Annotated in this window: 17 protein-coding genes; 7 read left to right on the top strand and 10 right to left on the bottom strand. The window is 70.6% G+C overall.

Annotated features, from left to right (window positions below; genetic code table 11):
- Positions 1–32: 32 nt before the first annotated feature.
- Both NNW99_RS28670 and NNW99_RS28665 read right to left on the bottom strand, forming a co-directional pair.
- Positions 33–1007 carry an ABC transporter ATP-binding protein gene (locus tag NNW99_RS28670; protein WP_215122055.1) on the bottom strand — a complete coding sequence of 325 codons (975 nt, stop codon included), beginning with the start codon at positions 1005–1007 and terminating at the stop codon, positions 33–35.
- Positions 1008–1129: 122 nt separating this feature from the next.
- Positions 1130–2338 (bottom strand): NYN domain-containing protein, encoded by a 1209-nt coding sequence (locus NNW99_RS28665; protein ID WP_215122054.1) that lies wholly within the window; start codon positions 2336–2338, stop codon positions 1130–1132.
- A gap of 222 nt (positions 2339–2560) precedes the next feature.
- Here NNW99_RS28665 and NNW99_RS28660 point away from each other — a divergent pair, with 222 nt between their 5' ends.
- Positions 2561–2728, top strand: a complete 168-nt coding sequence (locus NNW99_RS28660; protein WP_251057969.1) for a hypothetical protein — start codon at positions 2561–2563, stop codon at positions 2726–2728.
- A 96-nt stretch (positions 2729–2824) separates the two neighbouring features.
- Here NNW99_RS28660 and dnaE read toward each other — a convergent pair whose 3' ends face one another.
- Positions 2825–6367: a DNA polymerase III subunit alpha gene (dnaE, locus tag NNW99_RS28655; protein ID WP_215124500.1), complete on the bottom strand. Its 3543-nt coding sequence runs from the start codon at positions 6365–6367 to the stop codon at positions 2825–2827.
- Between the two features lie 215 nt (positions 6368–6582).
- Here dnaE and NNW99_RS28650 point away from each other — a divergent pair, with 215 nt between their 5' ends.
- The 4 genes from NNW99_RS28650 to NNW99_RS28635 all read left to right on the top strand — a co-directional run bounded on the left by NNW99_RS28650 (position 6583) and on the right by NNW99_RS28635 (position 11385).
- Entirely contained in the window at positions 6583–7908 is a 1326-nt protein-coding gene (locus NNW99_RS28650) for a DUF2252 domain-containing protein (RefSeq protein WP_215122052.1), read from the top strand.
- 81 nt (positions 7909–7989) lie between these two features.
- Positions 7990–8685: a hypothetical protein gene (locus NNW99_RS28645; protein WP_215122051.1), complete on the top strand. Its 696-nt coding sequence runs from the start codon at positions 7990–7992 to the stop codon at positions 8683–8685.
- A 118-nt stretch (positions 8686–8803) separates the two neighbouring features.
- The gene (locus NNW99_RS28640; RefSeq protein ID WP_215122050.1) at positions 8804–9622 is read left to right on the top strand and encodes a thioredoxin domain-containing protein; all 819 of its coding nucleotides are present in this window, start codon (positions 8804–8806) and stop codon (positions 9620–9622) included.
- Between the two features lie 92 nt (positions 9623–9714).
- Entirely contained in the window at positions 9715–11385 is a 1671-nt protein-coding gene (locus NNW99_RS28635) for an alkaline phosphatase (protein ID WP_215122049.1), read from the top strand.
- 4 nt (positions 11386–11389) lie between these two features.
- Here the strand turns inward: NNW99_RS28635 and NNW99_RS28630 are convergent, their stop codons facing one another.
- Positions 11390–11959: a dienelactone hydrolase family protein gene (locus NNW99_RS28630; protein WP_215122048.1), complete on the bottom strand. Its 570-nt coding sequence runs from the start codon at positions 11957–11959 to the stop codon at positions 11390–11392.
- 107 nt (positions 11960–12066) lie between these two features.
- On the opposite strand from NNW99_RS28630, the gene NNW99_RS28625 reads away from it, so the two are divergent.
- Complete coding sequence (locus NNW99_RS28625) at positions 12067–13209, top strand: mechanosensitive ion channel family protein (RefSeq protein ID WP_215122047.1); 1143 nt, start codon at positions 12067–12069, stop codon at positions 13207–13209.
- Between the two features lie 66 nt (positions 13210–13275).
- Here the strand turns inward: NNW99_RS28625 and NNW99_RS28620 are convergent, their stop codons facing one another.
- The 6 genes from NNW99_RS28620 to NNW99_RS28595 form a co-directional block, all read right to left on the bottom strand.
- Positions 13276–14016, bottom strand: coding sequence for an SDR family NAD(P)-dependent oxidoreductase (locus NNW99_RS28620; RefSeq protein WP_215122046.1), 741 nt, complete (start codon positions 14014–14016; stop codon positions 13276–13278).
- Positions 14017–14072: 56 nt separating this feature from the next.
- Positions 14073–15659 (bottom strand): Na+/H+ antiporter, encoded by a 1587-nt coding sequence (locus NNW99_RS28615; RefSeq protein ID WP_215122045.1) that lies wholly within the window; start codon positions 15657–15659, stop codon positions 14073–14075.
- A gap of 95 nt (positions 15660–15754) precedes the next feature.
- A complete protein-coding gene (locus tag NNW99_RS28610) occupies positions 15755–16225 on the bottom strand; it encodes a GNAT family N-acetyltransferase (protein WP_215122044.1) in 471 nt (156 codons plus the stop codon).
- Positions 16222–17166 carry an RluA family pseudouridine synthase gene (locus tag NNW99_RS28605; protein WP_215122043.1) on the bottom strand — a complete coding sequence of 315 codons (945 nt, stop codon included), beginning with the start codon at positions 17164–17166 and terminating at the stop codon, positions 16222–16224. The genes NNW99_RS28610 and NNW99_RS28605 overlap by 4 nt, the downstream gene beginning before the upstream one ends.
- 45 nt (positions 17167–17211) lie before the next feature.
- Positions 17212–17859 carry a signal peptidase II gene (gene lspA, locus NNW99_RS28600; protein WP_215122042.1) on the bottom strand — a complete coding sequence of 216 codons (648 nt, stop codon included), beginning with the start codon at positions 17857–17859 and terminating at the stop codon, positions 17212–17214.
- 88 nt (positions 17860–17947) lie between these two features.
- A complete protein-coding gene (locus NNW99_RS28595) occupies positions 17948–19420 on the bottom strand; it encodes a TraR/DksA family transcriptional regulator (RefSeq protein WP_215122041.1) in 1473 nt (490 codons plus the stop codon).
- Between the two features lie 616 nt (positions 19421–20036).
- Between NNW99_RS28595 and ileS the strand changes: the two genes are divergently transcribed.
- Complete coding sequence (gene ileS, locus NNW99_RS28590; protein ID WP_215122040.1) at positions 20037–23180, top strand: isoleucine--tRNA ligase; 3144 nt, start codon at positions 20037–20039, stop codon at positions 23178–23180.
- Positions 23181–23261: the final 81 nt, after the last annotated feature.

The raw sequence follows: 23261 nt of genomic DNA, 5'->3' as shown, positions 1-23261 counted from the left end.
CAAGCCCCCCGCACTCAAGGCCCCGGTGCTCCTCACGCCTTCACCAGCCCCTGCTGCACGGCACCGCCCAGGGCCAGATAGACGTCCTCCAGGCTGGGCGTGGCCAGCGTGAAGTCGTCCAGGGCGGCGAAGGCGGCCCCGCCGGTGACGGTGGCGACGACCGCCCGGGCCTCCTCGGGCCCGAGCCGGAGCGTCCAGCGGCGGCCCGACTCCACGACGCGGTCCCGCAGCGCGGCGACCTCCGGGACGTGCAGCGGCGGCGCGTCGCGCCAGACCAGCTCCACCCGCACCTCACCGGCGACCTGCTCCTTGAGCCCGGCCGGGGTGTCGCAGGCGATCACCTTCCCCCGGTCGAGGACGGCCACCCGGTCCAGCACGGTCTCGGCCTCGATGACGTTGTGGGTGACGAGCAGCACCGTCGTCCCCCGTTCGGCCCGTCGCCGGTCGACGGCGGACCACACGGCCCGTCGCGCCACCGGGTCCATGCCGGAGGTCGGCTCGTCGAGCACGAGGAGCGAGCGCTCCCCCACCAGTGCCGCGGCGAAGCACGCAAGACGCCGCTGGCCCCCGGAGAGCTTCTTCAGGGGCCGCCCGGCGAGGGCCGAGAGCCCCAGCTCGTCGAGTACGTCGTCCCGCTCGGCCCGCGCGGCCCGTACGTCCAGGCCGCGCAGCCGTCCGGTGGTCTCGGCGGCGAGCGACACGGTCAGCTCGTCGAGGGCGGTCGACTCCTGACCGAGGTAGGCGAGGATGCGCGCGGCCCGTTCCGGGTGGCGCACGATGTCGTGCCCGAGGATCTCCACACAGCCGCGGTCGGGCCGCATCAGCCCGGTGAGCTGTCGTACGAGGGTGGACTTGCCGGCGCCGTTCGGCCCGAGCAGGCCGAAGATCTCGCCGCGCCGGATGTCCAGCGTCACGTCGTCCGTGGCCCGGACCTCGGGTGTTCCCGGCGCGCCGCGCCGGCCCCGGACCGCCGGATAGGTCTTGGTCAGCCCGCGGACCGCGCACACGACGTCACCATCGTGCCGAAATGCCTGTGCCGCGCGCTTACTCACAAGGGACGAGACTACGGGGTCGGGAACCCCGGCCGGCTCTCGGGTCGGTCGATTCCGGGAAATCCGCTCGCGAGGACTCAGTCGTCGACGGGCGTGTGTTCCACGCCCGTGCGCACGCCGATCTCCCGCCAGAAACCGGCCCGGATGGCGTAACGGTCCCGCTCGTCGATCTGGTCGTCCTTGTGGGCGAGCAGGCCGAAGCGGGCGGCGTAGCGCAGCAGCTCCCCGTCGACGCGGTGCGGGATGCGCGGGTACATCCCGGACAGTTTCGGCAGCTGGCTCTGGTCGCCGAGGCGCTCAACCCAGCGCCGCGCGAAGACCTGCCCCACCTCGTAGGGGTCGCCGCCGACCGTGGTGATGTCCTCCTCGCGGTCGGCCCACCGCTGCTCGGCCGTGGTCAGCTGGGCGAGCGTCGGCATCGAGGCGGCCTCGGGGGGCTCGGCCGTGGGCCGGTCGACCCAGCCCTTGTCGGAGGACCAGCGAAGGGTGGCGGAGGCGGGGGGCTGGGCGGGCTGGGTTCCAGGGGCGCGCAGGGCCGCCAGGTCTTTGGGCGTGGGGACGCCTTTGGAGGCGGGGACCCGCTCCTCGGTGCCGTTCGGCCCGGGGCCGGCCGCCGGGTGCGGGGGCGGCGGGGCGGGCCGCTCGGCCGTGGCGAGCGAGGACTCGGGCAGCGGCGCGGAGAGGATCGCGGCGATCTCGGGCCGGGGCACGGGCTGCGGGGCGCACACACCGGTGTACTCCTTGGCGCGGACCGCCTTGGTGATCCACGTGCGGTCCAGGACGCGCCGCTCGTCGGCCTCGGCGACCAGGTCCTCGGACTGGTTGTAGTCGCCGTCGGCGGCCTGGACGGCCCACAGGTGGACGGCGACGCCGTGCTCCTTGGCGGCCATCATGCCGGGCAGCAGGTCGCCGTCGCCGGTGACGAGGACGATGTCGGAGCAGGCGCGGTTGCGGGCCAGCTCGGTGAGCTCGGCGTGCATCGCGGCGTCCACGCCCTTCTGCGCCCAGCGGCCGTCGCTGCGGGTCAGCGCGCCGAGCCGGACGGTGACCCGGGGCATCACGCGCAGCCGGCGGTGTTCGGGCTGCGGGACGCGGTCGGGGGCGCCGTCGAACCAGTAGATGCGCAGCAGGGGCTGCTGCGTATCGGACTCGGCGCGTTCGCGCAGCCCCTGGATGAGGGCCGTGTGGTCGACGGTGATGCGGGATCGTGAGGGCTCCCCGGCGAGGAGACTCGCCGCCGCTCCCAGCAGATACCCGGCGTCCACCAGGACGATGCAGCGGTCCACACGACTCACCCTCTTCCCAGGAGGTTTGCTTCGGGCTTGCTTCGAGTCTGCCCGACGGTGCGGAGGTTAACGGCCGGAACTCGATCTTCGGCGTGGCGTTTCGGGCCTTCCCGCTCCGACCAGCCCTGTCACGCACGGTAATTGTCCGACATGCGATCGTTGTCGGCCTGTGTGAATCTGGTCCCGGCCCTGGCCCCTAGATCCCCCACAGGAGGCATCACCATGGCCAAGAACAAGAACCGTGACCGTAAGCAGCAGCGTCCCACCGAGCGTGGCCAGCGGGCGGACCGCAGCCCCGCGGCGCAGACGGAACCCCAGCCCGAGGTCGAGGTGGCCGCCCCCGGCGACATCGCGACCCGCAAGCGGAAGCGCAGCTTCGGCCACAACTGACATCTGCGTGACGGGTCGTTGAGACCCACTCGTATGCGCATACGCGTGAGGGGCGTACCCGGTACCGGGTACGCCCCTCACGCGCGTCGAGATCCCTCAGCCGGCCAGGCAGGCCGGCCCGAGGAGCACCTTCAGGTCACCGAAGAGCGCCGGGTCCGGCTTCACCCGGTGCCGGTCCAGGCGCAGCACGGTGGTCTTGGTCGGCCCCTGGAGCTTGATCCGGACCTCGCTGTCGCCCTTGTGGTGGCTGAGGACCTCGCCGAGGCGGCTGACCAGCGGCGGGGTGACCCGGGTGGCCGGGATGGTGAGGATCACGGGCGCGTTGGTGCCCGCGTTCGACAGGTCCGGCACCATCAGCTCCATCGCGACGAGCCGCGGCACGTCCTCCCGCTTGTCGAGACGGCCCTTGACGAACACCACGGCGTCCTCGACCAGTTGGGTCGAGACGAGCTGGTAGGTCGCGGGGAAGAACATGCACTCGATCGAGCCGGCGAGGTCCTCGACGGTGGCGATGGCCCAGGCGTTGCCCTGCTTGGTCATCTTGCGCTGGAGGCCCGAGATGATGCCGCCGATGGTCACCACGGAGCCATCGGAGTAGTCACCTCCGGTGAGCTGGGAGATGCCCGCGTCGGCCTTGTCGGACAGGATGTGCTCCAGGCCGAACAGCGGGTGGTCGGAGACGTACAGACCGAGCATCTCCCGCTCCTGGGCGAGCAGATAGGTCTTGTCCCACTCGTCGGGGGAGAACTCCACGTCGAGCCCGAAGCCCGGCTCGCTGGTCTCGGCCGCCTCGCCCATGCCGCCGAAGAGGTCGAACTGTCCCTCGGCCTCCTTGCGCTTGACCGCGACCACGTTGTCGATCATCGGTTCGTAGTGCGCGGTCAGGCCCTTGCGGGTGTGGTTCATGGCGTCGAAGGCGCCGGCCTTGATCAGCGATTCGGTGGTGCGCTTGTTGCAGACCACCGCCTCCACCTTGTCGAGGTAGTCCGGGAAGGAGACGTACTTCCCCTTGGCCTTGCGGCACCTGATGATCGACTCGACGACGTTCGTGCCGACGTTGCGGACGGCGGAGAGGCCGAAGAGGATCACGTCGTCGCCCTGGGCCGCGAAGTTGGACATCGACTCGTTGACGTCCGGCGGGAGCACCTTGATGCCCATGCGGCGGCACTCGTTGAGGTAGACGGCCGACTTGTCCTTGTCGTCCTTCACCGAGGTGAGCAGGGCGGCCATGTACTCGGCGGGGTGGTTCGCCTTGAGGTACGCCGTCCAGTACGAGACCAGGCCGTACGCGGCGGAGTGGGCCTTGTTGAACGCGTAACCGGCGAAGGGGACCAGCACGTCCCACAGGGCCTGGATGGCCTCGTCGCTGAAGCCCTTCTTGCGGGCGCCCTCCTGGAAGAGGACGAAGTTCTTCGCCAGTTCCTCGGGCTTCTTCTTGCCCATGACGCGGCGGAGGATGTCGGCCTCGCCGAGCGAGTACCCGGCGATGATCTGGGCGGCCTTCTGCACCTGCTCCTGGTACACGATCAGGCCGTGGGTGACGTCCAGGACCTCCTTGAGGGGCTCTTCGAGCTCCTTGTGGATGGGCGTGATCTCCTGCTGGCCGTTCTTTCGAAGGGCGTAGTTCGTGTGGGAGTTCATGCCCATCGGGCCCGGGCGGTACAGGGCCGACACGGCGGAGATGTCTTCGAAGTTGTCCGGCTTCATCAGCCGGAGCAGGGAGCGCATCGGGCCGCCGTCGAACTGGAAGACGCCGAGGGTGTCGCCGCGCTGGAGCAGCTCGAAGGTCGTGGGGTCGTCGAGCGGGAGGCTCAGGAGGTCGATGTCGACCCCCTTGTTGGACTTCACCATCTTGACGGCGTCGTCCATGATCGTGAGGTTGCGCAGGCCGAGGAAGTCCATCTTCAGCAGGCCGAGCGACTCGCAGCTCGGGTAGTCCCACTGGGTGATGGTGACCTTGTCCGTGTGCCTGACCCAGACGGGGACGTGGTCGGTGATCGTCTCGCTGGACATGATCACGCCGGCGGCGTGCACACCCATCTGGCGGACCAGGCCCTCGACGCCCTTGGCGGTGTCGATGACCTTCTTCACGTCCGGCTCGTTCTCGTACATCCCCCGGATCTCGCCCGCCTCCGAGTAGCGGGGGTGCTCGGGGTTGGTGATGCCGTCGAGGTTGATGCCCTTGCCGAGGACGTCGGCGGGCATGGCCTTGGTGAGGCGGTCGCCCATCGCGTACGGGTAGCCCAGCACGCGCGCGGAGTCCTTGATCGCGTTCTTGGCCTTGATGGTGCCGTAGGTGCCGATCATGGCGACCTTGTCGGCGCCGTACTTCTCCGTCACGTACCGGATCACCTCGACGCGCCGGCGCTCGTCGAAGTCGATGTCGACATCGGGCATGGAGACGCGCTCGGGGTTGAGGAACCGCTCGAAGATCAGGCCGTGCGGGATGGGGTCGAGGTCGGTGATGCCCATCGCGTAGGCGACGATCGAGCCGGCCGCGGAGCCTCGGCCGGGGCCGACCGCGATGCCCTGCTTCTTGGCCCACATGATGAAGTCGGCGACCACGAGGAAGTAGCCCGGGAAGCCCATCGAGATGATGGTGTCCATCTCGTACTCCGCCTGCTTCTGGCGGTCCTCGGGGACGCCGCCGGGGAAGCGGCGCTCCATGCCGCGGCGCACCTCCTCCTTGAACCAGGTGACCTCGGTGTACCCCTCCGGGATGTCGAACTTGGGCATGAGGTCGCGCTTCTCGAACATGCCCGTGGTGTCGACCATCTCGGCGATCAGCCGGGTGTTGGCGCAGCCCTCCTGCCAGGCGTCCGAGGAGTCGATGGCGTACATCTCGTCGGTGGACTTCAGGTAGTAGCCGGTGCCGTCGAACCGGAAGCGGTCGGGGTCGGAGAGGTTCTTGCCGGTCTGGATGCACAGCAGGGCGTCGTGGGCGGACGCCTCGTGCGAGTAGGTGTAGTGCGAGTCGTTGGTGACCAGCGGGGGGATGCCGAGCTTCTTGGAGATCTCCAGCAGGCCGTCGCGGACCCGGCGCTCGATCTCGATGCCGTGGTCCATCAGCTCCAGGAAGTAGCGGTCCTTGCCGAAGATGTCCTGGTAGTCGGCGGCGGCCTTGAGGGCCTCGTCGAAGTGGCCGAGGCGCAGCCGGGTCTGGACCTCGCCGGAGGGGCAGCCGGTGGAGGCGACGATGCCCTCGGACCACTGGGCGATGGTCTCCTTGTCCATCCGGGGCCACTTCTGGAGCCAGCCCTCCGCGTACGCGTCGGAGGACAGCCGGAAGATGTTGTGCAGGCCGGTGCTGTTCACCGCCCACATCGTCTTGTGGGTGTATCCACCGGAACCGGAGACGTCGTCCCGCTTCTGGTGCGGCTGGCCCCACTGGATCTTGCGCTTGTTGCGGCGGGACTCGGGCGCGACGTACGCCTCGATGCCGATGATCGGCGTGACCCCGGCCTTCTGCGCGGTGTGGAAGAAGTCGTACGCCCCGTGGAGGTTGCCGTGGTCGGACATGGCGATGTGCGACATGCCCATCTCGTTGCACGCGTTGAACATGTCCTTCAGCCGCGCGGCACCGTCCAGCAGCGAGTACTGGGTGTGGACGTGCAGGTGCGTGAACGGCGGCTTTGACACGGCTTCGGCCTCCAGGGAGAACATCGGTCGAATGGGGTCCGACAGGCTGCGCACAGTCTGGGGGACAGCGTCGAAGTCTATGCCTCGGCACTGACACTCCGAGGGCTGACCCGCGTACCTTCGGGCGAGGGTCGCGGGCACTCCCGCGACCCGCCGCACGTTAGTCAAGGGGCGGACCTGCCGCCCCGAACATCTGCACCAGGAGGCACCCAGCGATGTCGTTCCCGCCGCTCGACGACGAGCACCGCGGCGAAGAAATCCTCGCCGTCTTCGACACCGCCTTCGGCCAGCTGCTGGCCGCCGACCCGGCCGCGTTCCGGGTGAAGTTCCGGAAGATGGCGGCCTCGGCCTTCGCCTTCTACCGGGGCACGGCGTGCCTCTTCTACAACGACCTCGAGGCGGAGAAGCGGGGCGGGCCGTACCTGGACGAGCGCACCTCGCGCGTGTGGATCCACGGCGACCTGCACGCGGAGAACTTCGGCACGTACATGGACGCCAACGGCCGGCTGATCTTCAACGTCAACGACTTCGACGAGGCCTACGTCGGCCCCTTCACCTGGGACCTGAAGCGCTTCGCCGCGTCCATCGCGCTGATCGGGTACGCGAAGGCGCTCAGCGACGAGCAGATCTCCGAGCTGGTGACGATCTACGCGGTGGCCTACCGCGAGCGGATCCACGCCCTGGCCACGGGTGCGAAGAGCGACGAGGTGCCGCCGTTCACGCTGGACACCGCGCAGGGCCCGCTGCTGGACGCGCTGCGGGACGCCCGCTCGCTGACCCGGTTCAGCCTGCTGGAGTCGATGACGGAGATCCGCGACTTCGAGCGCCGCTTCGCCCCGGGCGGCGGCTCCGTCGAGCTGGACGCGGCCACGCGCTACAAGGTCCTCGCCGCCTTCGACGGCTATCTGGAGACGCTGCCGGACAGCTCGCTGGCCCGCCCGGACTCCTACCGCGTGAAGGACGTCGTCGGCCGGCGCGGCATCGGCATCGGCTCGGCGGGGCTGCCGTCGTACAACATCCTTCTGGAGGGCCACAGCGACGCCCTGGAGAACGATGTCGTGATCTACATCAAGCAGGCCCAGACCCCGGCCGTCTCCCGGCACATCACGGACCAGGCGATCCGTGACTACTTCCAGCACGAGGGGCACCGCACGGTCATCTCCCAGCGCGCCCTCCAGGCCCACGCCGACCCGTGGCTGGGCTGGACGGAGCTGGACGGCTCGGGCCAGCTGGTCGCCGAGGTCTCGCCGTACGCGGTGGATCTCGACTGGGGCGACATCGACGACCCGGAGGAGATCGCCCAGGTGGTGGCCGACCTCGGCCGGGCGACGGCGACCATGCACTCGGCGGCGGACGACCAGTCCGGGGAGTCGCTGGTGCCGTTCTCCACGGAGCGGGCCATCGACGCGGCGATCGCGGCCGACGAGGACGGCTTCCCGCCGCTGCTGGTCGACTTCGCGCACACCTACGGCGCACGCGCGCGCGGCGACCACCAGACCTTCGTGGACCTGTTCCGCAACGGCCGGATCCCGGGCCTGTAGCCGGGGCTTTCGCCGTCCGCTCCCCCACAGGCATCCTTTAGGGGTCTCTTACCGGCCCCCATGACAGACTCTCCTTTCGCTATGGACATATCCGGGATCCAGCTCAGAGCCGTACGCGCGGCGCTGTTCACGGCAGTGGTCGTGACACTCAGCACCGCGTCGCACGTGCTGCTGTCCCAGGTCCCGCTCCCGATGGGCACGGTGGCCGCGGTCGCCGCCGCCGTGTTCGTGATCGCGTACGCCCTGGCGGGCCGCGAGCGCTCCTTCGGGCGGATCGCGGCCCTGCTGATCCCGCTGGAACTGGCCGCCGACACGGTGTTCACCGCAGGTCAGCACGCCTGCTACGGCCGGGCCGGCGGCCCGGTCGCCGGTCCGCTGCGTTCGGTCGGTCTGGACGTGCTGTGCGGGGGCGGCGAGGTGGGCACCCCGCTGGCGCGGATGGCCGGGGCCACCGGCACCGACCGGCTCGCGGCCGCGGTCGCGCACGCCGACCCGGCCACCGCCTGGCTGCTGCTCGGGGCGCACATCGGCGTGGGCCTGGTCGCCGCCGTCTGGCTGCGCCGCGGCGAGCGGGCCCTGGCCCAGCTGCTGCGGGCCGTGGCGGCCACGACGTTCCGGCCGCTGCTGCTGGCCGTCGCCGCGGTCGCGGTGGAGCGGTCCCCGGCCGGGCGGTGTCTGCCGTCGCGCGCCGCCGACCGCACGCCCACCGCCCGAGACCTGATCCTCGCGTACACCTTGGGGCGGCGTGGACCGCCGTGCTCGCCCGCCTTCGTCTGAGGCGCTCCGGCACTTTTCACTCCTCGGGCTTTCGAGCTCTTGAGCTTTCGAGCACAGGCAGTCCCCCTACGCATTCCGCACACCCACGTGTGCGCGTCCCCTTACGGAGAACATCACCATGAGCAAGCGGAACACCCAGGCGGCGAAGACGGCGGCCCGCGAGCGGCTGCGCGCCGAGCGCGAGCGCGAGGCCAAGCGCGCCAAGGCCAAGCGGCAGATCGTCGTCGCCTGCTCCATCGTCGGCGTCCTGGCGATAGCCGGCGGCATCGGCTACGCGGTCGTCCAGGCCAACAAGCCCAGCTACTGGGAGGGCCAGAAGGACGCCAAGGTCGTCACGCCCGCCAACACCACGGGCACCAAGGGCACCACGGTCGTCATCGGCAAGGACTCGGCCAAGAAGACCCTGAAGGTCTACGAGGACGCGCGCTGCCCCGTGTGCGCCCAGTTCGAGCAGACCGTCGGTCCGACCGTGAAGAAGGACATCGACGACGGCAAGTACAAGATGCAGTTCGTCGGTGCCACGTTCATCGACAACAAGGACAACGGCGAGGGCTCCAAGAACGCGCTGAGCGCGATGGGCGCCGCGCTGAACGTGAGCGACGCCGCGTTCCTCGACTACAAGGCCGCGCTGTACTCGGCGAAGTTCCACCCGGAGGAGACGACCGACAAGTTCAAGGACGACAGCTACCTCATCAAGGTCGCGAACACCGTCCCCGAGCTGAAGGACAACAAGAAGTTCCAGGACGCGGTCAAGAAGGGCACCTACGACGCCTGGGCGATGGCCATGTCCAAGAGCTTCGACGACAACAAGGACGGGGTGACGGGCACCCCGGGCTTCGTCATGGACGGCAAGCAGCTCACCGCCGACAACCAGGGCACGCCGCTGATGACCGTGGCCGACTTCAACAGGGTGGTCGGCGAGGCCCTCAAGAAGTGACGGCGGGTCCGGTCCGGGCCACCGCGTGAAGAGCGGGCGAACTTCCGGAGTTCGCCCGCTCTGGTGCATACTGATCAGTAACCTGATCGACCGTGACCAGTCGATACAGATCATCGAAGACATCCGAGGGCCTCAACTTCCTCCACCCGCGCCGGCGTACGGTCGTCAAGGCCGCGGCGGCGACCGCTGTCCTGGCCGGGCCGCTCGCCGCCTCCCTGCCCGCGCGCGCCGCCGACCAGGCCCCCGCCTTCCTGCACGGCGTGGCCTCCGGTGACCCTCTGCCCGACGGTGTCCTGCTGTGGACCCGCGTGACCCCCGTGCCGGAGGCGGTCGCCGGCTCCGGTCTGGGCCCGGACACCGAGGTGAGCTGGGTCGTCGCCGAGGACCGGGCGTTCACCACGATCGTCGCCAAGGGCTCCACCACGGCGAAGGCCGCCTCCGACCACACGGTGAAGGCCGACATCCGGGGCCTCAGGCCGGCCACCGACTACTGGTTCCGCTTCTCCAGTGGCGGCACCGACTCCCCCGCCGCGCGCACCCGCACCGCCCCGGCGGCCGACGCGGCCGTCGCGAACCTCCGCTTCGGCGTGGTCTCCTGCGCCAACTGGGAGGCCGGTTACTTCTCCTCGTACCGCCATCTCGCGGCCCGCGGCGACCTGGACGCCTGGCTGCATCTCGGCGACTACATCTACGAGTACGGCACCGGCGAGTACGGCACGCGCGGCACGGTCGTACGGCCGCACGCCCCGGCCCACGAGATCGTCACGCTCGCCGACTACCGCATACGGCACGCGCGCTACAAGACCGACCCGGACCTCCAGGCCCTGCACACCGCGGCTCCGGTCGTGGCGATCTGGGACGACCACGAGTTCGCCAACGACGCCTGGCCGGGCGGTGCCGAGAACCACACGGAGGGCGCGGAGGGCGCCTGGTCCGCGCGTCAGGCCGCCGCCAAGCAGGCCTACTTCGAGTGGATGCCGGTGCGTCCGGCGATCGCGGGCACCACCTACCGCCGGCTGCGTTTCGGCAAGCTGGCCGATCTCTCGCTGCTGGACCTGAGGTCCTTCCGCTCGCAGCAGGTCAAGGTGGGCAACGGCGAGGTCGACGACCCGGACCGCACGCTCACCGGCCGCGCCCAGCTCGACTGGCTCAAGGCGGGGCTGACGGCGTCCGACACCACCTGGCGGCTGGTCGGCAACTCGGTGATGATCTCGCCGTTCGCCATAGGCTCGCTCTCCGCCGATCTGCTGAAGCCCCTCGCCAAGCTGCTCGGCCTGCCGCAGGAGGGCCTGGCCCTCAACACCGACCAGTGGGACGGCTACACCGACGACCGCCGCGAGATCCTGGCCCATCTGCGCGCGGGCGCGATCCGCAACACGGTCTTCCTGACCGGCGACATCCACATGGCCTGGGCCAACGACGTACCGGTGAACGCCGGCACCTACCCGCTGTCCCCGTCCGCCGCCACGGAGTTCGTCGTCACCTCGGTCACCTCCGACAACCTCGACGACATCGTCAAAGTCCCCGAGGGCACGGTCTCCGCGGTCGCCTCACCCGTCATCCGCGCCGCCAACCGCCACGTCCACTGGGTCGACACCGACCGCCACGGCTACGGCGTCCTGGACATCACGGCCGAGCGGGCGCAGATGGACTACTACGTCCTCTCCGGCCGCGCGACCCGCGACGCGACCGCCAAGTGGGCCCGCTCCTACCGCACCCGCAGCGGCACCCAGAAGCTCGAGCGGGTCCACGACCCGGTGTAAGCGTTCACAGGCTCTCAAGGAAGCCGAGCGCCACCCGCCAGGTGGCCTCGGCGGCCTCCTCGTCGTAGTCCGGCAGGTCGGGGTCGGTGTAGAGGTGACCGGCCCCGGCGTAGCGGTACACCTCGACGTCCGCGCCGGTCCGGCCCATCTGGAGATACCAGGCGCTGAGCCAGTCGTCCGTCTCGAAGGGGTCCGGCTCCGCCACGTGCAGCTGGACCGGGAGGTCGTCCGCCGTGGCGTCCGGCGCGATGTCCGACGTGCCGTGCAGGAGCAGCAGCCCGCGCGCCTTGTCGTCGCCGAGGGCGAGGGTCTGGGCGATCGAGGCGCCGAGCGAGAATCCCGCGTACACCAGCCCGCGCTCGGAGTAGGGCGCGGCCGCCAGTACGGCCCGCTTCAGCAGCTCGTCCTTACCGATCTTCTCCTGGTGCTCCATGCCCTCCTCGACCGCCTCGAAGGTGCGCCCCTCGAAGAGGTCGGGCGTCCACACCTCGTGTCCGGCCGTGCGCAGCCGGTCAGCGGCCCGGAGCACCGCGGGCCGCAGCCCCTGGGTCGAGTGAAAGAGCATGATGTTCATGAAGCCCATGGTGCCAGCCGGGTGTGACACCGCGAGATCGCGGCAGTACCCAGGACCGGACGGAAGTCACATGTTCATGCCTGCCGGTGCCGGTTAGGTTCGGGGGCATGGAGAACCTGCTACGACCGCTGATCGTGGTCGGTGGCTCGGTCGTGCTCACGCTCGTGATCGGCTGGGCCACCGACTTCCTGCTGCGCAAGGCCGACGAACGGCACCACGAGACCCAGCTCTGGGGTCTGCTCCGCCGCGGCCGTATCCCCTACCAGCTCGTGCTCTTCGCGGCCCTCCTGAGAGGGTCGTACGACGAGGCGGACCTGCTGGAAGACCACCGCGAGGGCCTCGGCCAGGGGCTGACGCTGCTGCTCATCGGCTCGGCCGCCTGGCTGGTGATCCGTATCGCGGGGGCGATCGTCGAGACGTCCTACAGCCGGTACGCCAGCGCCCGCGCCCACCGTGATCCGGCCAGGGTCCGCCGGGTGCGCACCCAGGTGACGCTGATCATGCGGGTGGTGTCCGCGGTCGTCGGCGTGGTGGCCACGGCGAGCATGCTGCTGACGTTCCCGGCGTTCCGGGCGGCGGGCGCCTCGCTGCTGGCCTCGGCCGGCATCCTCGGCATCGTCGCCGGTGTCGCCGCCCAGTCCACGCTGAGCAACATGTTCGCGGGGTTCCAGATCGCCTTCGGCGACATGGTGCGCATCGGGGACACCGTGGTGGTGGACGGCGAGTGGGGCACGGTCGAGGAGATCACGCTGACGTTCCTGACCGTCCACACCTGGGACGAGCGCCGGATCACCATGCCGGTCTCGTACTTCACGTCCAAGCCGTTCGAGAACTGGTCGCGCGGCACCCCGCAGATGACCGGCATCGTCTTCTGGCACCTCGATCACACGGCCCCCGTGGAGGCGATGCGCGAGAAGCTCCGCGACATCCTGCGCGAGTGCCCGGCCTGGGACGGCCGCGCCTACAACCTGTGCGTCACGGACACCACCCCGAGCACGATGCAGGTGCGGGCCCTGGTGACGGCCAAGGACGCGGACGACATCTGGACGGTGCGGGTCACGGTCCGCGAGGAGATGCTCCGCTGGCTGACCGAGGAGCACCCGTACGCCCTCCCCCGGGTCAACACGGCGGACGCGCTCCTGCCGCCGTCCTGGAACGGCAACGGGAGCGGGAACGGCCACCGCCCGTCGCAGGACGGCGTCCCGCCCCAGCAGCGCCGCTACCACGGCTCGGCGAGGCCGGAGCGCTGACGGCACCGGAGCCGGAAAAAAGCGGGCTGCCCGTACCGCGGGCGGCCCCCTTCTCCTTGCTGGCTCTCAGTGACCGCGTTCGGCGCCGCCGTTGACCTGGATGATCTGGGACGTGATGTGCCCGGCCCCCTGGGAGGCCAGCCAGTGCAGGGTCTCGACGACGTCACCGGGGGTCCCGGCCCGCTTGGTCGAGGTCTCCTCGACGAGCCGCGCCCGCCGCTCCTCGCTCATCGCGTCCCCGAAGAACTCGGTGTCCTCGACATAGCCGGGCGCGACCACGTTCACGGTGATGCCGCGCGGCCCCAGCTGCCGGGCCAGATCATGGGCGTATGGGTGCAGACCCGCCTTGGCCGCCGCGTACGCCCCGCTCCCGGACCCCCGGTAGGCGGCGATGGAGCCGAGGAACAGCACCCGCCCGCCGGGCTCGGCGAGGCGCGGCTTCAGTGCCTCGGTGAGCAGGACGGCGGTCAGGGTGTTGAGCCGGAAGTTCACGGTCCAGTCGTGCGCGACGGCCTCGAGCGGGTCGTCGTGCCCGGCGTCCGGTTCGAGCAGTCCGTTGCCCCCGGCGCTGTGCACGAGGACGTCCACGGCCCCGAACTCCCGCTCCACGAAGGCGGCGACACCCCGTACGTCCGCCGGTTCGGTGAGATCCGCCGCGTACGTCCGCGCCCCCGGCACCCCGGCCTTCTCCAGCACGTCGACCCGCCGCCCGAGCAACAGCACCTGATCCCCGCCCGCGGCGAACGCCCGCGCCGCCGCGAGCCCGATCCCGGTCCCTCCACCACTGATCACCACATTCCGAGCCATACGACGACCCTACGACCCGTCAGCCGCCGACGTCGAAGACCCCGCCGGGAAGCCGGTCACCGCATCGACCGCACATCGAGATGCCGCAACACCCGGTCCACGACCTCGGGATCGGCCCCCGGCTCGCTGCGCGCCGCCAGCACCTCGTGCCGCGCCGCACTCAGCATCTCCTGCTGGATCCGCCGCACCTGCTTCAGCCGCCGCGCCCGCTCCCGGGAGGCCTCCCGCCGCTCGTCCTCCGCGACCTCGGGACTGATGCGCACCCCGATGTCGAAGGCCCGCCGCAGCATCTGCTCGGACAACTCCTCGGGGAGCTCCTCTTCCTCCTCGATCTCGCGCAGCCGGCGCTTCGCCGCCTTGGACGCCCGGATCGCCAGTTCCTTCGCGAGTTCCTTCTCGTGGTCCGTGTCGGCCTTCACGCCCAGCCGCCGCACCAGCCACGGCAGGGTCAGCCCCTGCACCACCAGCGTCGCCACGATCACCCCGAACGCGATGAAGATGAGCTCGTCCCGGTTGGGGAAGGGCGCCCCCGCGTCCGTCTCCAGCGGAATGGCCAGCACCAACGCCACCGAGGCGACCCCGCGCATCCCCGACCACCACATGACGACGGTCTCGCGCCAGCTCACCGGGATGTCCTCGTCGTAGTCCCGCCGCGCGTGCAGCCGTTTGGTCAGCCAGGTCGCCGGCAGCAGCCACAGCAGCCGGACGAGCACGACGACGGCCACCACCACGGCCGCCCAGCCGAGCAGTTCGCCCCAGCGGCCGGACGCGGTGCGGATGGCGTTGTGCAGTTCGAGACCGACCAGCCCGAAGGCGACGCCGGTGACGAGGGTGTCGACGATGTTCCAGAAGGTGTGCCCGGCCAGCCGTGTCATGACGTCGTCGGCGTCGGACCCGTACTCCGCGAGGAACACGGCGGTGGTGAGCACGGCGAGCACTCCGGAGCCGTGCAGTTCCTCGGCCATGACGTACGAGGCGTACGGCACCAGCAGGGTCAGCCCGATCTGCAGGGTCGCGTCCCCGAGCAGTTCCATCAGCTTGTTGGCGCCCCAGCCCAGCCCGATGCCCACGGCCGCCCCCACCACGGCCGACAGCACCAGATCGAGCCCGGCCTGCCAGGGCGAGAACGTCCCGCTGACGGCGGCGGCGATCGCCACGTGGTACAGGACGATGGCCGTCACGTCGTTGAAGAGCCCCTCGCCCTCCAGGATCGACACCAGCCGGCGCGGCAGCCCCAGCTGCCCGGCGACGGCGGTGGCCGCGACCGGGTCCGGCGGCGCGACCAGCGCTCCGAGCGCGAACGCCGCGGCCAGCGGCAGCCCCGGCACGATCGCGTCGGCCGTGGCGGCCACACAGGCCATGGTGACGAACACCAGCGCCACGGCCAGCAGGAAGATGGGTCTCTTGTTCGCGGCGAACTGCCGCCATGACGTGCGCCGCACGGCGGCGTACAGCAGGGGCGGCAGCAGCAGCGGCAGGATGAGGTCCGGCGGGATCTCGACGTTCGGTACGAACTCGAGCAGCGCGAGGACTATGCCCAGGAGCGTCATCAGCACCGGCGCGGGCATCCCCAGCCGGTCCCCGACCGGGACGCTGATCACGGCCCCGAGCAGCAGCACGAACAACAGGGCCAACTGATCCACGGTCAGCGCTCCGGGAGGTCAGACGGTCATACGACTGAACTCAAGCCTGCCACGCAACTCCACGGACAAACCGTTTCGGCACCCGCGGCGAACGGCTAGAGCGGACGCCGCATCCCCTGGTGCGGGATGCCCGCCTCCAAGTACTCCGGCCCGTACGCCTCGTAGCCCAGCCGCGCGTAGAAGCCGAGCGCGTGCGTCTGGGCGTGCAGGTCCACGGCCGTGAGACCACGCGCGCGTGCGGCCTCCTCGATGGCCCGCACCAGGGCGACCCCGACACCGAGCCCGCGCGCCCCGCCCGTCACGGCGAGCCGGCCCAGCGAGCCCACGGAGGGGCCGGCCCCGGTCTGCGCCTCGGCCGCCTCGCCGTACAGCAGCCGCCCGGTGCCGAGCGGCTCGCCGTCCTCCCGGACGGCCAGCACATGCACGGCCCCCGCGTCGTACGCGTCGTACTCGAGGTCCTCAGGCACGCCCTGCTCGCCGACGAAGACCTCCTTGCGCACCGCGAAGCACGCCTCACGGTCGGCGGGGTCCTCCGCGACACGCACCGCATACCGCGCGGTGCTCATGCGTACGTCTCCTCCCGGACCTGGTCCAGGGCCTTCTGCAGGTCCTCCGGGTAGTCGCAGGAGAACTCCGCCCACTGCCCGTCCCCGGGGTGCTCGAAGCCGAGGCGCACCGCGTGCAGCCACTGCCGCGTCAGGCCGAGGCGCTTGGCCAGCGTCGGGTCGGCGCCGTAGGTCAGGTCGCCGACGCAGGGGTGCCGGTGGGCGGCCATGTGGACGCGGATCTGGTGGGTGCGGCCGGTCTCCAGCTTCACATCGAGGAGCGATGCCGCGCGGAAGGCCTCGATGAGGTCGTAGTGCGTGACGGACGCCTTGCCCTCGGCGGTGACCGCCCACTTGTAGTCGTGGTGGGGGTGGCGGCCGATGGGCGCGTCGATGGTGCCGCTGGTCGGGTCGGGGTGGCCCTGGACGAGCGTGTGGTACCGCTTGTCGACCGTGCGCTCCTTGAACTGGCGCTTCAGCGACGTGTACGCGTACTCCGACTTGGCGACGACCATCAGCCCCGACGTGCCGACGTCGAGGCGGTGCACGATGCCCTGGCGCTCGGCGGCGCCGGAGGTGGAGATGCGGTACCCGGCGGCGGCCAGGCCCCCGATGACGGTCGGCCCGGTCCAGCCCGGCGACGGGTGCGCGGCGACGCCCACGGGCTTGACGATCACGACCACGTCATCGTCGTCGTGCACGATCTCCATGCCCTCGACCGGCTCGGCCACGACCTGCACCGGCGCGGGCGCCTGGGGCATCTCGACCTCCAGCCAGGCGCCGCCGTGCACACGCTCCGACTTTCCGACCACCGACCCGTCGACCGTGACCTTCCCCGCGGCGGCGAGTTCGGCCGCCTTGGTCCGGGAGAAGCCGAACATCCGGGAGATGGCGGCGTCGACGCGCTCGCCCTCCAGGCCGTCGGGCACGGGCAGGGTGCGGATCTCGGGAATCGTGCTCACCCGTCGAGTATGCCGGACGGGTCCGACAGTCCCGTACGGCGCCTGTCAGTCCTTGTGGACGGTGCCGTCCGGGTCGAGCCCCTTGAAGGACAGCAGCACGATCAGGATGCCGCCGCACACGATCGCCGAGTCGGCCAGGTTGAAGACGGCGAAGTGCTTGGGCGCGATGAAGTCCACGACCGCGCCCTCGAAGACACCCGGCGCCCGGAAGATCCGGTCGGTGAGGTTGCCCAGCGCACCGCCGAGCAGCAGCCCGAGCGCGAGCGCCCAGGGCAGGCTGTAGAGCTTGCGGGCGAGCCGGGCGATCACCACGATCACCGCCGCCGCGATCATGGTGAAGATCACCGTGAAGGCTTCGCCGAAGCCGAAGGCCGCGCCCGCGTTGCGGATCGCCTCGAACTTCAGCCAGTCCCCGATGATCTCGATCGGCGGGTGGTGCTCCAGCTTGGCCACCACGATCATCTTGGTGCTCAGATCGAGGGCGTACGCGAACAGGGCCACGACGAACAGGACCGCGATACGCCGCTTGCCCCGGGGCGGCGCGGCCGCGTCACCCGTGCCGGACTCCCCGGCGGGCCGGGTGCCCTCGGAGTCGGCGCGCTCGCCCGCCGCCGCGTCCTCGGGCCGCTCCTGCCCGTCCCCGGCAGCGTCCGGTGTGTCCGGCGTACCGATGATGCGCTCCGCCTCTGCCACGTGAGTCCCTCAACCTAGGTGCCTGACTGAGCACGAGGGTACGACACGCCCGGTGCCCCCATGTGCTCAGGCGGCATTCGGCCGCCGGTCAGTACCTGCGCTCCTGCTTCTGCTTGCACTCCACGCACAGCGTGGCCCGGGAGAAGGCCTGCATCCGGGCCTTGCCGATGGGGTTGCCGCAGTTCTCGCACAGGCCGTAGGTGCCCGAGTGGAGACGGTCCAGGGCGCGCTCGGTCTGGAGGAGCATCTCGCGCGCGTTGGCGGCCAGGGCCAGCTCGTGCTCGCGGGTGATGTTCTTGGTGCCGGTGTCCGCCTGGTCGTCGCCCGCGCCGTCCCCGGAGTCGCGCATCAGACCGGCGAGCGAGCGCTCCGACGACGTGATCTCCTCCCGCAGCCGGGTCTCCTCGGAGGTCAGCTCGGCACGCGCGTCCTCGACCTCCGCCTCCGTCCAGGGGTCCTCCCCAGGGCGTACCGCGAGCTCACCGGGCTCCGCCGCGGCGACCCGTGCCTTCGGGACGGCGGTCTTGGCCGCCGTCGCCGCGCCAGGAGTCTTCTTCGCACCCACCGTGGTCGCTCCCGTCTGCGTCGCGGCCTCGACCGCGTCCGCCTTCTCGGCCGTGCTCTTCCCGGCCTTGTCCTGTGTGACCGCGCCGCTTTGGGCAGTGCCCTTCGCGGCCGCGCTCTTCGTGGTGGTGCTCTTGCCTCCGGCGCGCACGCCCTCGGCCCCGACGCCCTTCTCGGCGGCGACGGCCTTGGCCGCCTTCGCCCTCTTCACCGCGGCCTTCTTCTCCGCGACCTCACCGACAGCGGCCTTCTTGGCCGTGGCCTTCTTACCCGCGGTCCGGCCGGCTGCGGCCGTCTTCTCCGCGGTCCGGCCGACTGCGGCCTTCTCCCCCGCTGGCCCGCCGACAGCGGCCTCCTTGCCCGCGGCTTTCCCAGCCGCAGCCTTCTGCCCCGCGGCCTCACCGACAGCGGCTTTCCTGCTCGCGGCCTTCCCGGCCGCAGCCTTCGCGCCCGACGCCTTCCCGGCTGCGGCCTTCTTGGCCGTGGCCTTCCGGACAGCGGTCTTCTTGGTCGCCGCCTTCTTGGCAGCAGCCCGCTCGGCCTCGGTCTTCTCGGTCTCGGTCTTCTCGGTCTCGGTCTTCTCAGCGCCGGTCTTCTCAGCCCCGGCATTCCCGGCCGCGGTTCTCTCGACCCCAGCCTCCTCGGCCGCAGGCCCCCCGGCCCCAGTCTTGCCGACCTCAGCCTCTTCGACCTCAGCTTTTTCACCGGCCCCCTTGGCCCCGGCTCCCTCGGCCCCGGCCGCCTTGCCCGCGACCCTCCTCGCCACGGCCTTTCCCGCCGCCGCCTTCTTGGCCGTCACCTTCTTGACCGCCGCCCTGGTCCTGGTGACCGCCGCCTTCGTCCCCTCGGTCGCCTTCTCGGTCGCCCCCTTCGCCGCCCGCCCCGCCGAGCCTCCCTGGGTGGTCTTCTTCCCACCCGGGTCCTTGGGCGCACCACCGGAGGCCTCCGCGGACCTGCCGGACGCCGGCTGCTGTACGGCGGTCTTCTTCGCCACCATGGCCGCGGCCCCTTCACATATTGTGATCTTGCTCGCGAATCGTGCTGGGACGATAAATCGACTTGAGTCCCGCGGCAACGGGGCACACCGCCCGATTCGCCCGCCTCGCGCACGCCGCGCGGCGAACCTGCATCCGTTGTGCCCAGCTCCCCGCCCGGTAATCCGCCGAGCCGGACGTCCCAGGATCCGAACACCCATACCACTCCATTCGGGTCATCAAACCCAAACACCACCCTTTACGCCACCCCTTCCCCCGCGGCCCCGAAAATGCGGTCGGCCGCTGTCCGCCCGGCGCCGTACACTGGGCGGAGCGAAAAGCGTGGATGGGGACGAGTAGCGGCGTACGCAGCCCAGAGCGACCCGGGGACGGTGGAAGCCCGGGGGCGAGCGCGACGTGAAGATCACCCCGGAGCCGCCGGAAGAAAGCCGCAGCCGAACAGCAGCGGCCGGTAGACCCGGCATCGCGACCCCAATGAGGGGGCTCACCGGCGCACACCCCGCACCGGAGGGCCAAGGAGGGTGGTACCGCGGGAGCGCGCCGAAGTCGGCGCAGGCAATGACGTAGCTCTCGTCCCTCCGGACGGAAGGCAGCAAGTCCGCCGGAGGAAGCCCGCTGATGACATCGCCGACGTACCGCCAGGTACCCGCCCAGGTAGACCTGCCCGCGCTCGAGCACGCGGTGCTCGAGTTCTGGCGCGAGCAGAAGATCTTCGCCAAGAGCCTGGAGCAGTCCGAGGGCCGCCCCGAGTGGGTGTTCTACGAGGGCCCGCCCACCGCCAACGGCATGCCCGGCGCCCACCACATCGAGGCCCGCGTCTTCAAGGACGTCTTCCCCCGCTTCCGCACCATGCGCGGCTACCACGTGGCCCGCAAGGCCGGCTGGGACTGCCACGGCCTCCCGGTCGAGCTGGCGGTGGAGAAGGAGCTCGGCTTCTCCGGCAAGCAGGACATCGAGGCGTACGGCATCGCCGAGTTCAACGCCAAGTGCCGCGAGTCGGTGACCCGGCACACGGACGCCTTCGAGGCGCTCACGACCCGCATGGGCTACTGGACCGACCTCCAGGACCCGTACCGCACCATGGACCCCGAGTACATCGAGTCGGTCTGGTGGTCGCTCAAGGAGATCTTCAACAAGGGCCTGCTGGCCCAGGACCACCGCGTCGCCCCCTGGTGCCCCCGCTGCGGCACGGGCCTGTCCGACCACGAGCTGGCGCAGGGCTACGAGACGGTCGTCGACCCGTCCGTGTTCGTCCGCTTCCCGCTCACCTCAGGCCCGCTGGCCGGCGAGGCGGCGCTCCTGGTGTGGACGACGACCCCGTGGACCCTGGTGTCCAACACGGCGGTCGCCGCGCACCCCGAGGTCACCTACGTCGTCGCGACCGACGGCGAGGAGAAGCTCGTCGTCGCCGAGCCGCTCGTCGCCAAGGCCCTCGGCGAGGGCTGGGAGACCACCGGCCAGACCTTCACGGGCGCCGAGATGGAGCGCTGGACGTACCAGCGCCCGTTCGAGCTGGTGGAGTTCCCGGAGCCGGCCCACTACGTGGTCAACGCCGACTACGTCACGACCGAGGACGGCACGGGTCTGGTCCACCAGTCCCCCGCCTTCGGTGAGGACGACCTCAAGGTCTGCCGCTCCTACGGCCTCCCGGTCGTGAACCCGGTCCGCCCGGACGGCACCTTCGAGGAGGACGTCCCCCTCGTCGGCGGCGTCTTCTTCAAGAAGGCCGACGAGAAGCTCACCGAGGACCTCGACAGCCGCGGCCTGCTCTTCCGGCACATCCCGTACGAGCACAGCTACCCGCACTGCTGGCGCTGCCACACCGCGCTGCTCTACTACGCGCAGCCCTCCTGGTACATCCGCACCACGGAGATCAAGAACCGTCTCCTCGCGGAGAACGAGAACACCAACTGGTTCCCGGACACGGTCAAGCACGGCCGCTACGGCGACTGGCTGGACAACAACATCGACTGGGCGCTCTCCCGCAACCGCTACTGGGGCACGCCGCTGCCCATCTGGCGCTGCGAGGACGACCACCTCACCTGCGTCGGCTCCCTCACCGAGCTGACCGAGCTGACCGGCACCGACCAGTCGGGCCTGGACCCGCACCGCCCCTACATCGACGCGGTCACCTTCACCTGCCCGCAGGACGGCTGCGGCAGCACGGCCACGCGCGTGCCCGAGGTCATCGACGCCTGGTACGACTCGGGTTCGATGCCGTTCGCGCAGTGGGGCTACCCGTACAAGAACAAGGACACCTTCGAGTCCCGCTACCCGGCGCAGTTCATCTGCGAGGCCATCGACCAGACCCGCGGCTGGTTCTACACGCTGATGGCGGTCGGCACCCTGGTCTTCGACAAGTCGTCGTACGAGAACGTGGTCTGCCTCGGCCACATCCTCGCCGAGGACGGCCGCAAGATGTCCAAGCACCTGGGCAACACCCTGGAGCCCATCCCGCTCATGGACCGGCACGGCGCCGACGCGGTCCGCTGGTTCATGGCGGCCGGCGGCTCCCCCTGGGCGGCCCGCCGCGTCGGCCACGGCACCATCCAGGAGGTCGTCCGCAAGACGCTCCTCACCTACTGGAACACGGTCGCCTTCCAGGCCCTGTACGCCCGTACGTCGGGCTGGGCCCCCTCCGAGGCCGACCCGGCCCCGGCCGACCGCCCGGTCCTGGACCGCTGGCTGCTGTCCGAACTGCACGCGCTCACCGACCAGGTCACCCAGGCGCTCGACGCCTACGACACCCAGCGCGCCGGCAAGCTGCTGTCCGCGTTCGTCGACGACCTGTCGAACTGGTACGTGCGCCGCTCCCGCCGCCGCTTCTGGCAGGGCGACAAGGCGGCCCTGCGCACCCTGCACGAGGTCGTCGAGACGGTCACGCAGCTCATGGCCCCGCTGACCCCGTTCATCGCCGAGCGGGTCTGGCAGGACCTGATCGTCCCGGTCGCCCCGGGCGCCCCGGAGTCGGTCCATCTCTCCTCCTGGCCCGAGGCGGACCTCACGGCCATCGACCCGGAGCTGTCGAAGCAGATGGTGCTGGTGCGCCGGCTCGTGGAGCTGGGCCGTGCCACGCGCGCGGAGTCGGGCGTCAAGACGCGTCAGCCGCTGTCCCGCGCCCTGATCGCCGCGTCGGGCTTCGACGCGCTGGACTCCGGGCTGCGCACCCAGATCACGGAGGAGCTGAACGTCGAATCGCTCGCGACCCTGAGCGACGTCGGCGGCTCCCTGGTCGACACCACGGCCAAGGCCAACTTCCGCGCGCTGGGCAAGCGGTTCGGCAAGCGCGTCCAGGACGTGGCCAAGGCCGTCGCGAACGCGGACGCGGCCGCCCTGTCCCTGGCCCTGCGCGAGGGCACGGCCTCGGTGGAGGTCGACGGCGAGACCATCACGCTGGCTCCCGATGAGGTGATCATCACGGAGACGCCGCGCGAGGGCTGGTCGGTGGCGTCCGACTCGGGTGCCACGGTCGCCCTCGACCTGGAGATCACGGAGGAACTCCGGCGTGCGGGCCTGGCCCGTGACGCGATCCGGCTGATCCAGGAGGCCCGCAAGAACAGCGGCCTCGATGTGGCCGACCGCATCGCGCTGCGCTGGACGGCGACCGACCCGGCCGTCACCGAGGCGCTGGCCGAGCACACCGGCCTGATCGCCGACGAGGTCCTGGCGACGGACTTCGTGGAGGGCGAGGCGGACGACACGTACGGCGAGCCCTTCACCGACGAGGGTCTGACCCTGACCTTCCGCCTGCGCAAGGCGTAGCGCTCAGCCCGAAGGCCCGGTCCCGCCAAAGATCTTGGCGGGACCGGGCCTTCGGCGTTGCGTACGCACGAACAAGCATGC

Source organism: Streptomyces sp. CRCS-T-1 (genome assembly GCF_024442335.1).
In the GTDB taxonomy this organism is placed as follows: Bacteria; Actinomycetota; Actinomycetes; order Streptomycetales; family Streptomycetaceae; genus Streptomyces; species Streptomyces koelreuteriae.
This window is presented reverse-complemented; position numbering and strand designations above follow the sequence as displayed.

What these genes read in the sequence shown, in the direction of transcription:
- NNW99_RS28610 (WP_215122044.1), bottom strand. Translation starts at nt 16,225, where the DNA reads ATGAGCACCGCGCGGTATGCGGTGCGTGTCGCGGAGGACCCCGCCGAC.
- NNW99_RS28660 (WP_251057969.1), top strand. Translation starts at nt 2,561, where the DNA reads ATGGCCAAGAACAAGAACCGTGACCGTAAGCAGCAGCGTCCCACCGAG.
- NNW99_RS28630 (WP_215122048.1), bottom strand. Translation starts at nt 11,959, where the DNA reads ATGAACATCATGCTCTTTCACTCGACCCAGGGGCTGCGGCCCGCGGTG.
- NNW99_RS28645 (WP_215122051.1), top strand. Translation starts at nt 7,990, where the DNA reads ATGGACATATCCGGGATCCAGCTCAGAGCCGTACGCGCGGCGCTGTTC.
- NNW99_RS28625 (WP_215122047.1), top strand. Translation starts at nt 12,067, where the DNA reads ATGGAGAACCTGCTACGACCGCTGATCGTGGTCGGTGGCTCGGTCGTG.
- ileS (WP_215122040.1), top strand. Translation starts at nt 20,037, where the DNA reads ATGACATCGCCGACGTACCGCCAGGTACCCGCCCAGGTAGACCTGCCC.
- NNW99_RS28595 (WP_215122041.1), bottom strand. Translation starts at nt 19,420, where the DNA reads ATGGTGGCGAAGAAGACCGCCGTACAGCAGCCGGCGTCCGGCAGGTCC.
- NNW99_RS28640 (WP_215122050.1), top strand. Translation starts at nt 8,804, where the DNA reads ATGAGCAAGCGGAACACCCAGGCGGCGAAGACGGCGGCCCGCGAGCGG.
- NNW99_RS28650 (WP_215122052.1), top strand. Translation starts at nt 6,583, where the DNA reads ATGTCGTTCCCGCCGCTCGACGACGAGCACCGCGGCGAAGAAATCCTC.
- NNW99_RS28620 (WP_215122046.1), bottom strand. Translation starts at nt 14,016, where the DNA reads ATGGCTCGGAATGTGGTGATCAGTGGTGGAGGGACCGGGATCGGGCTC.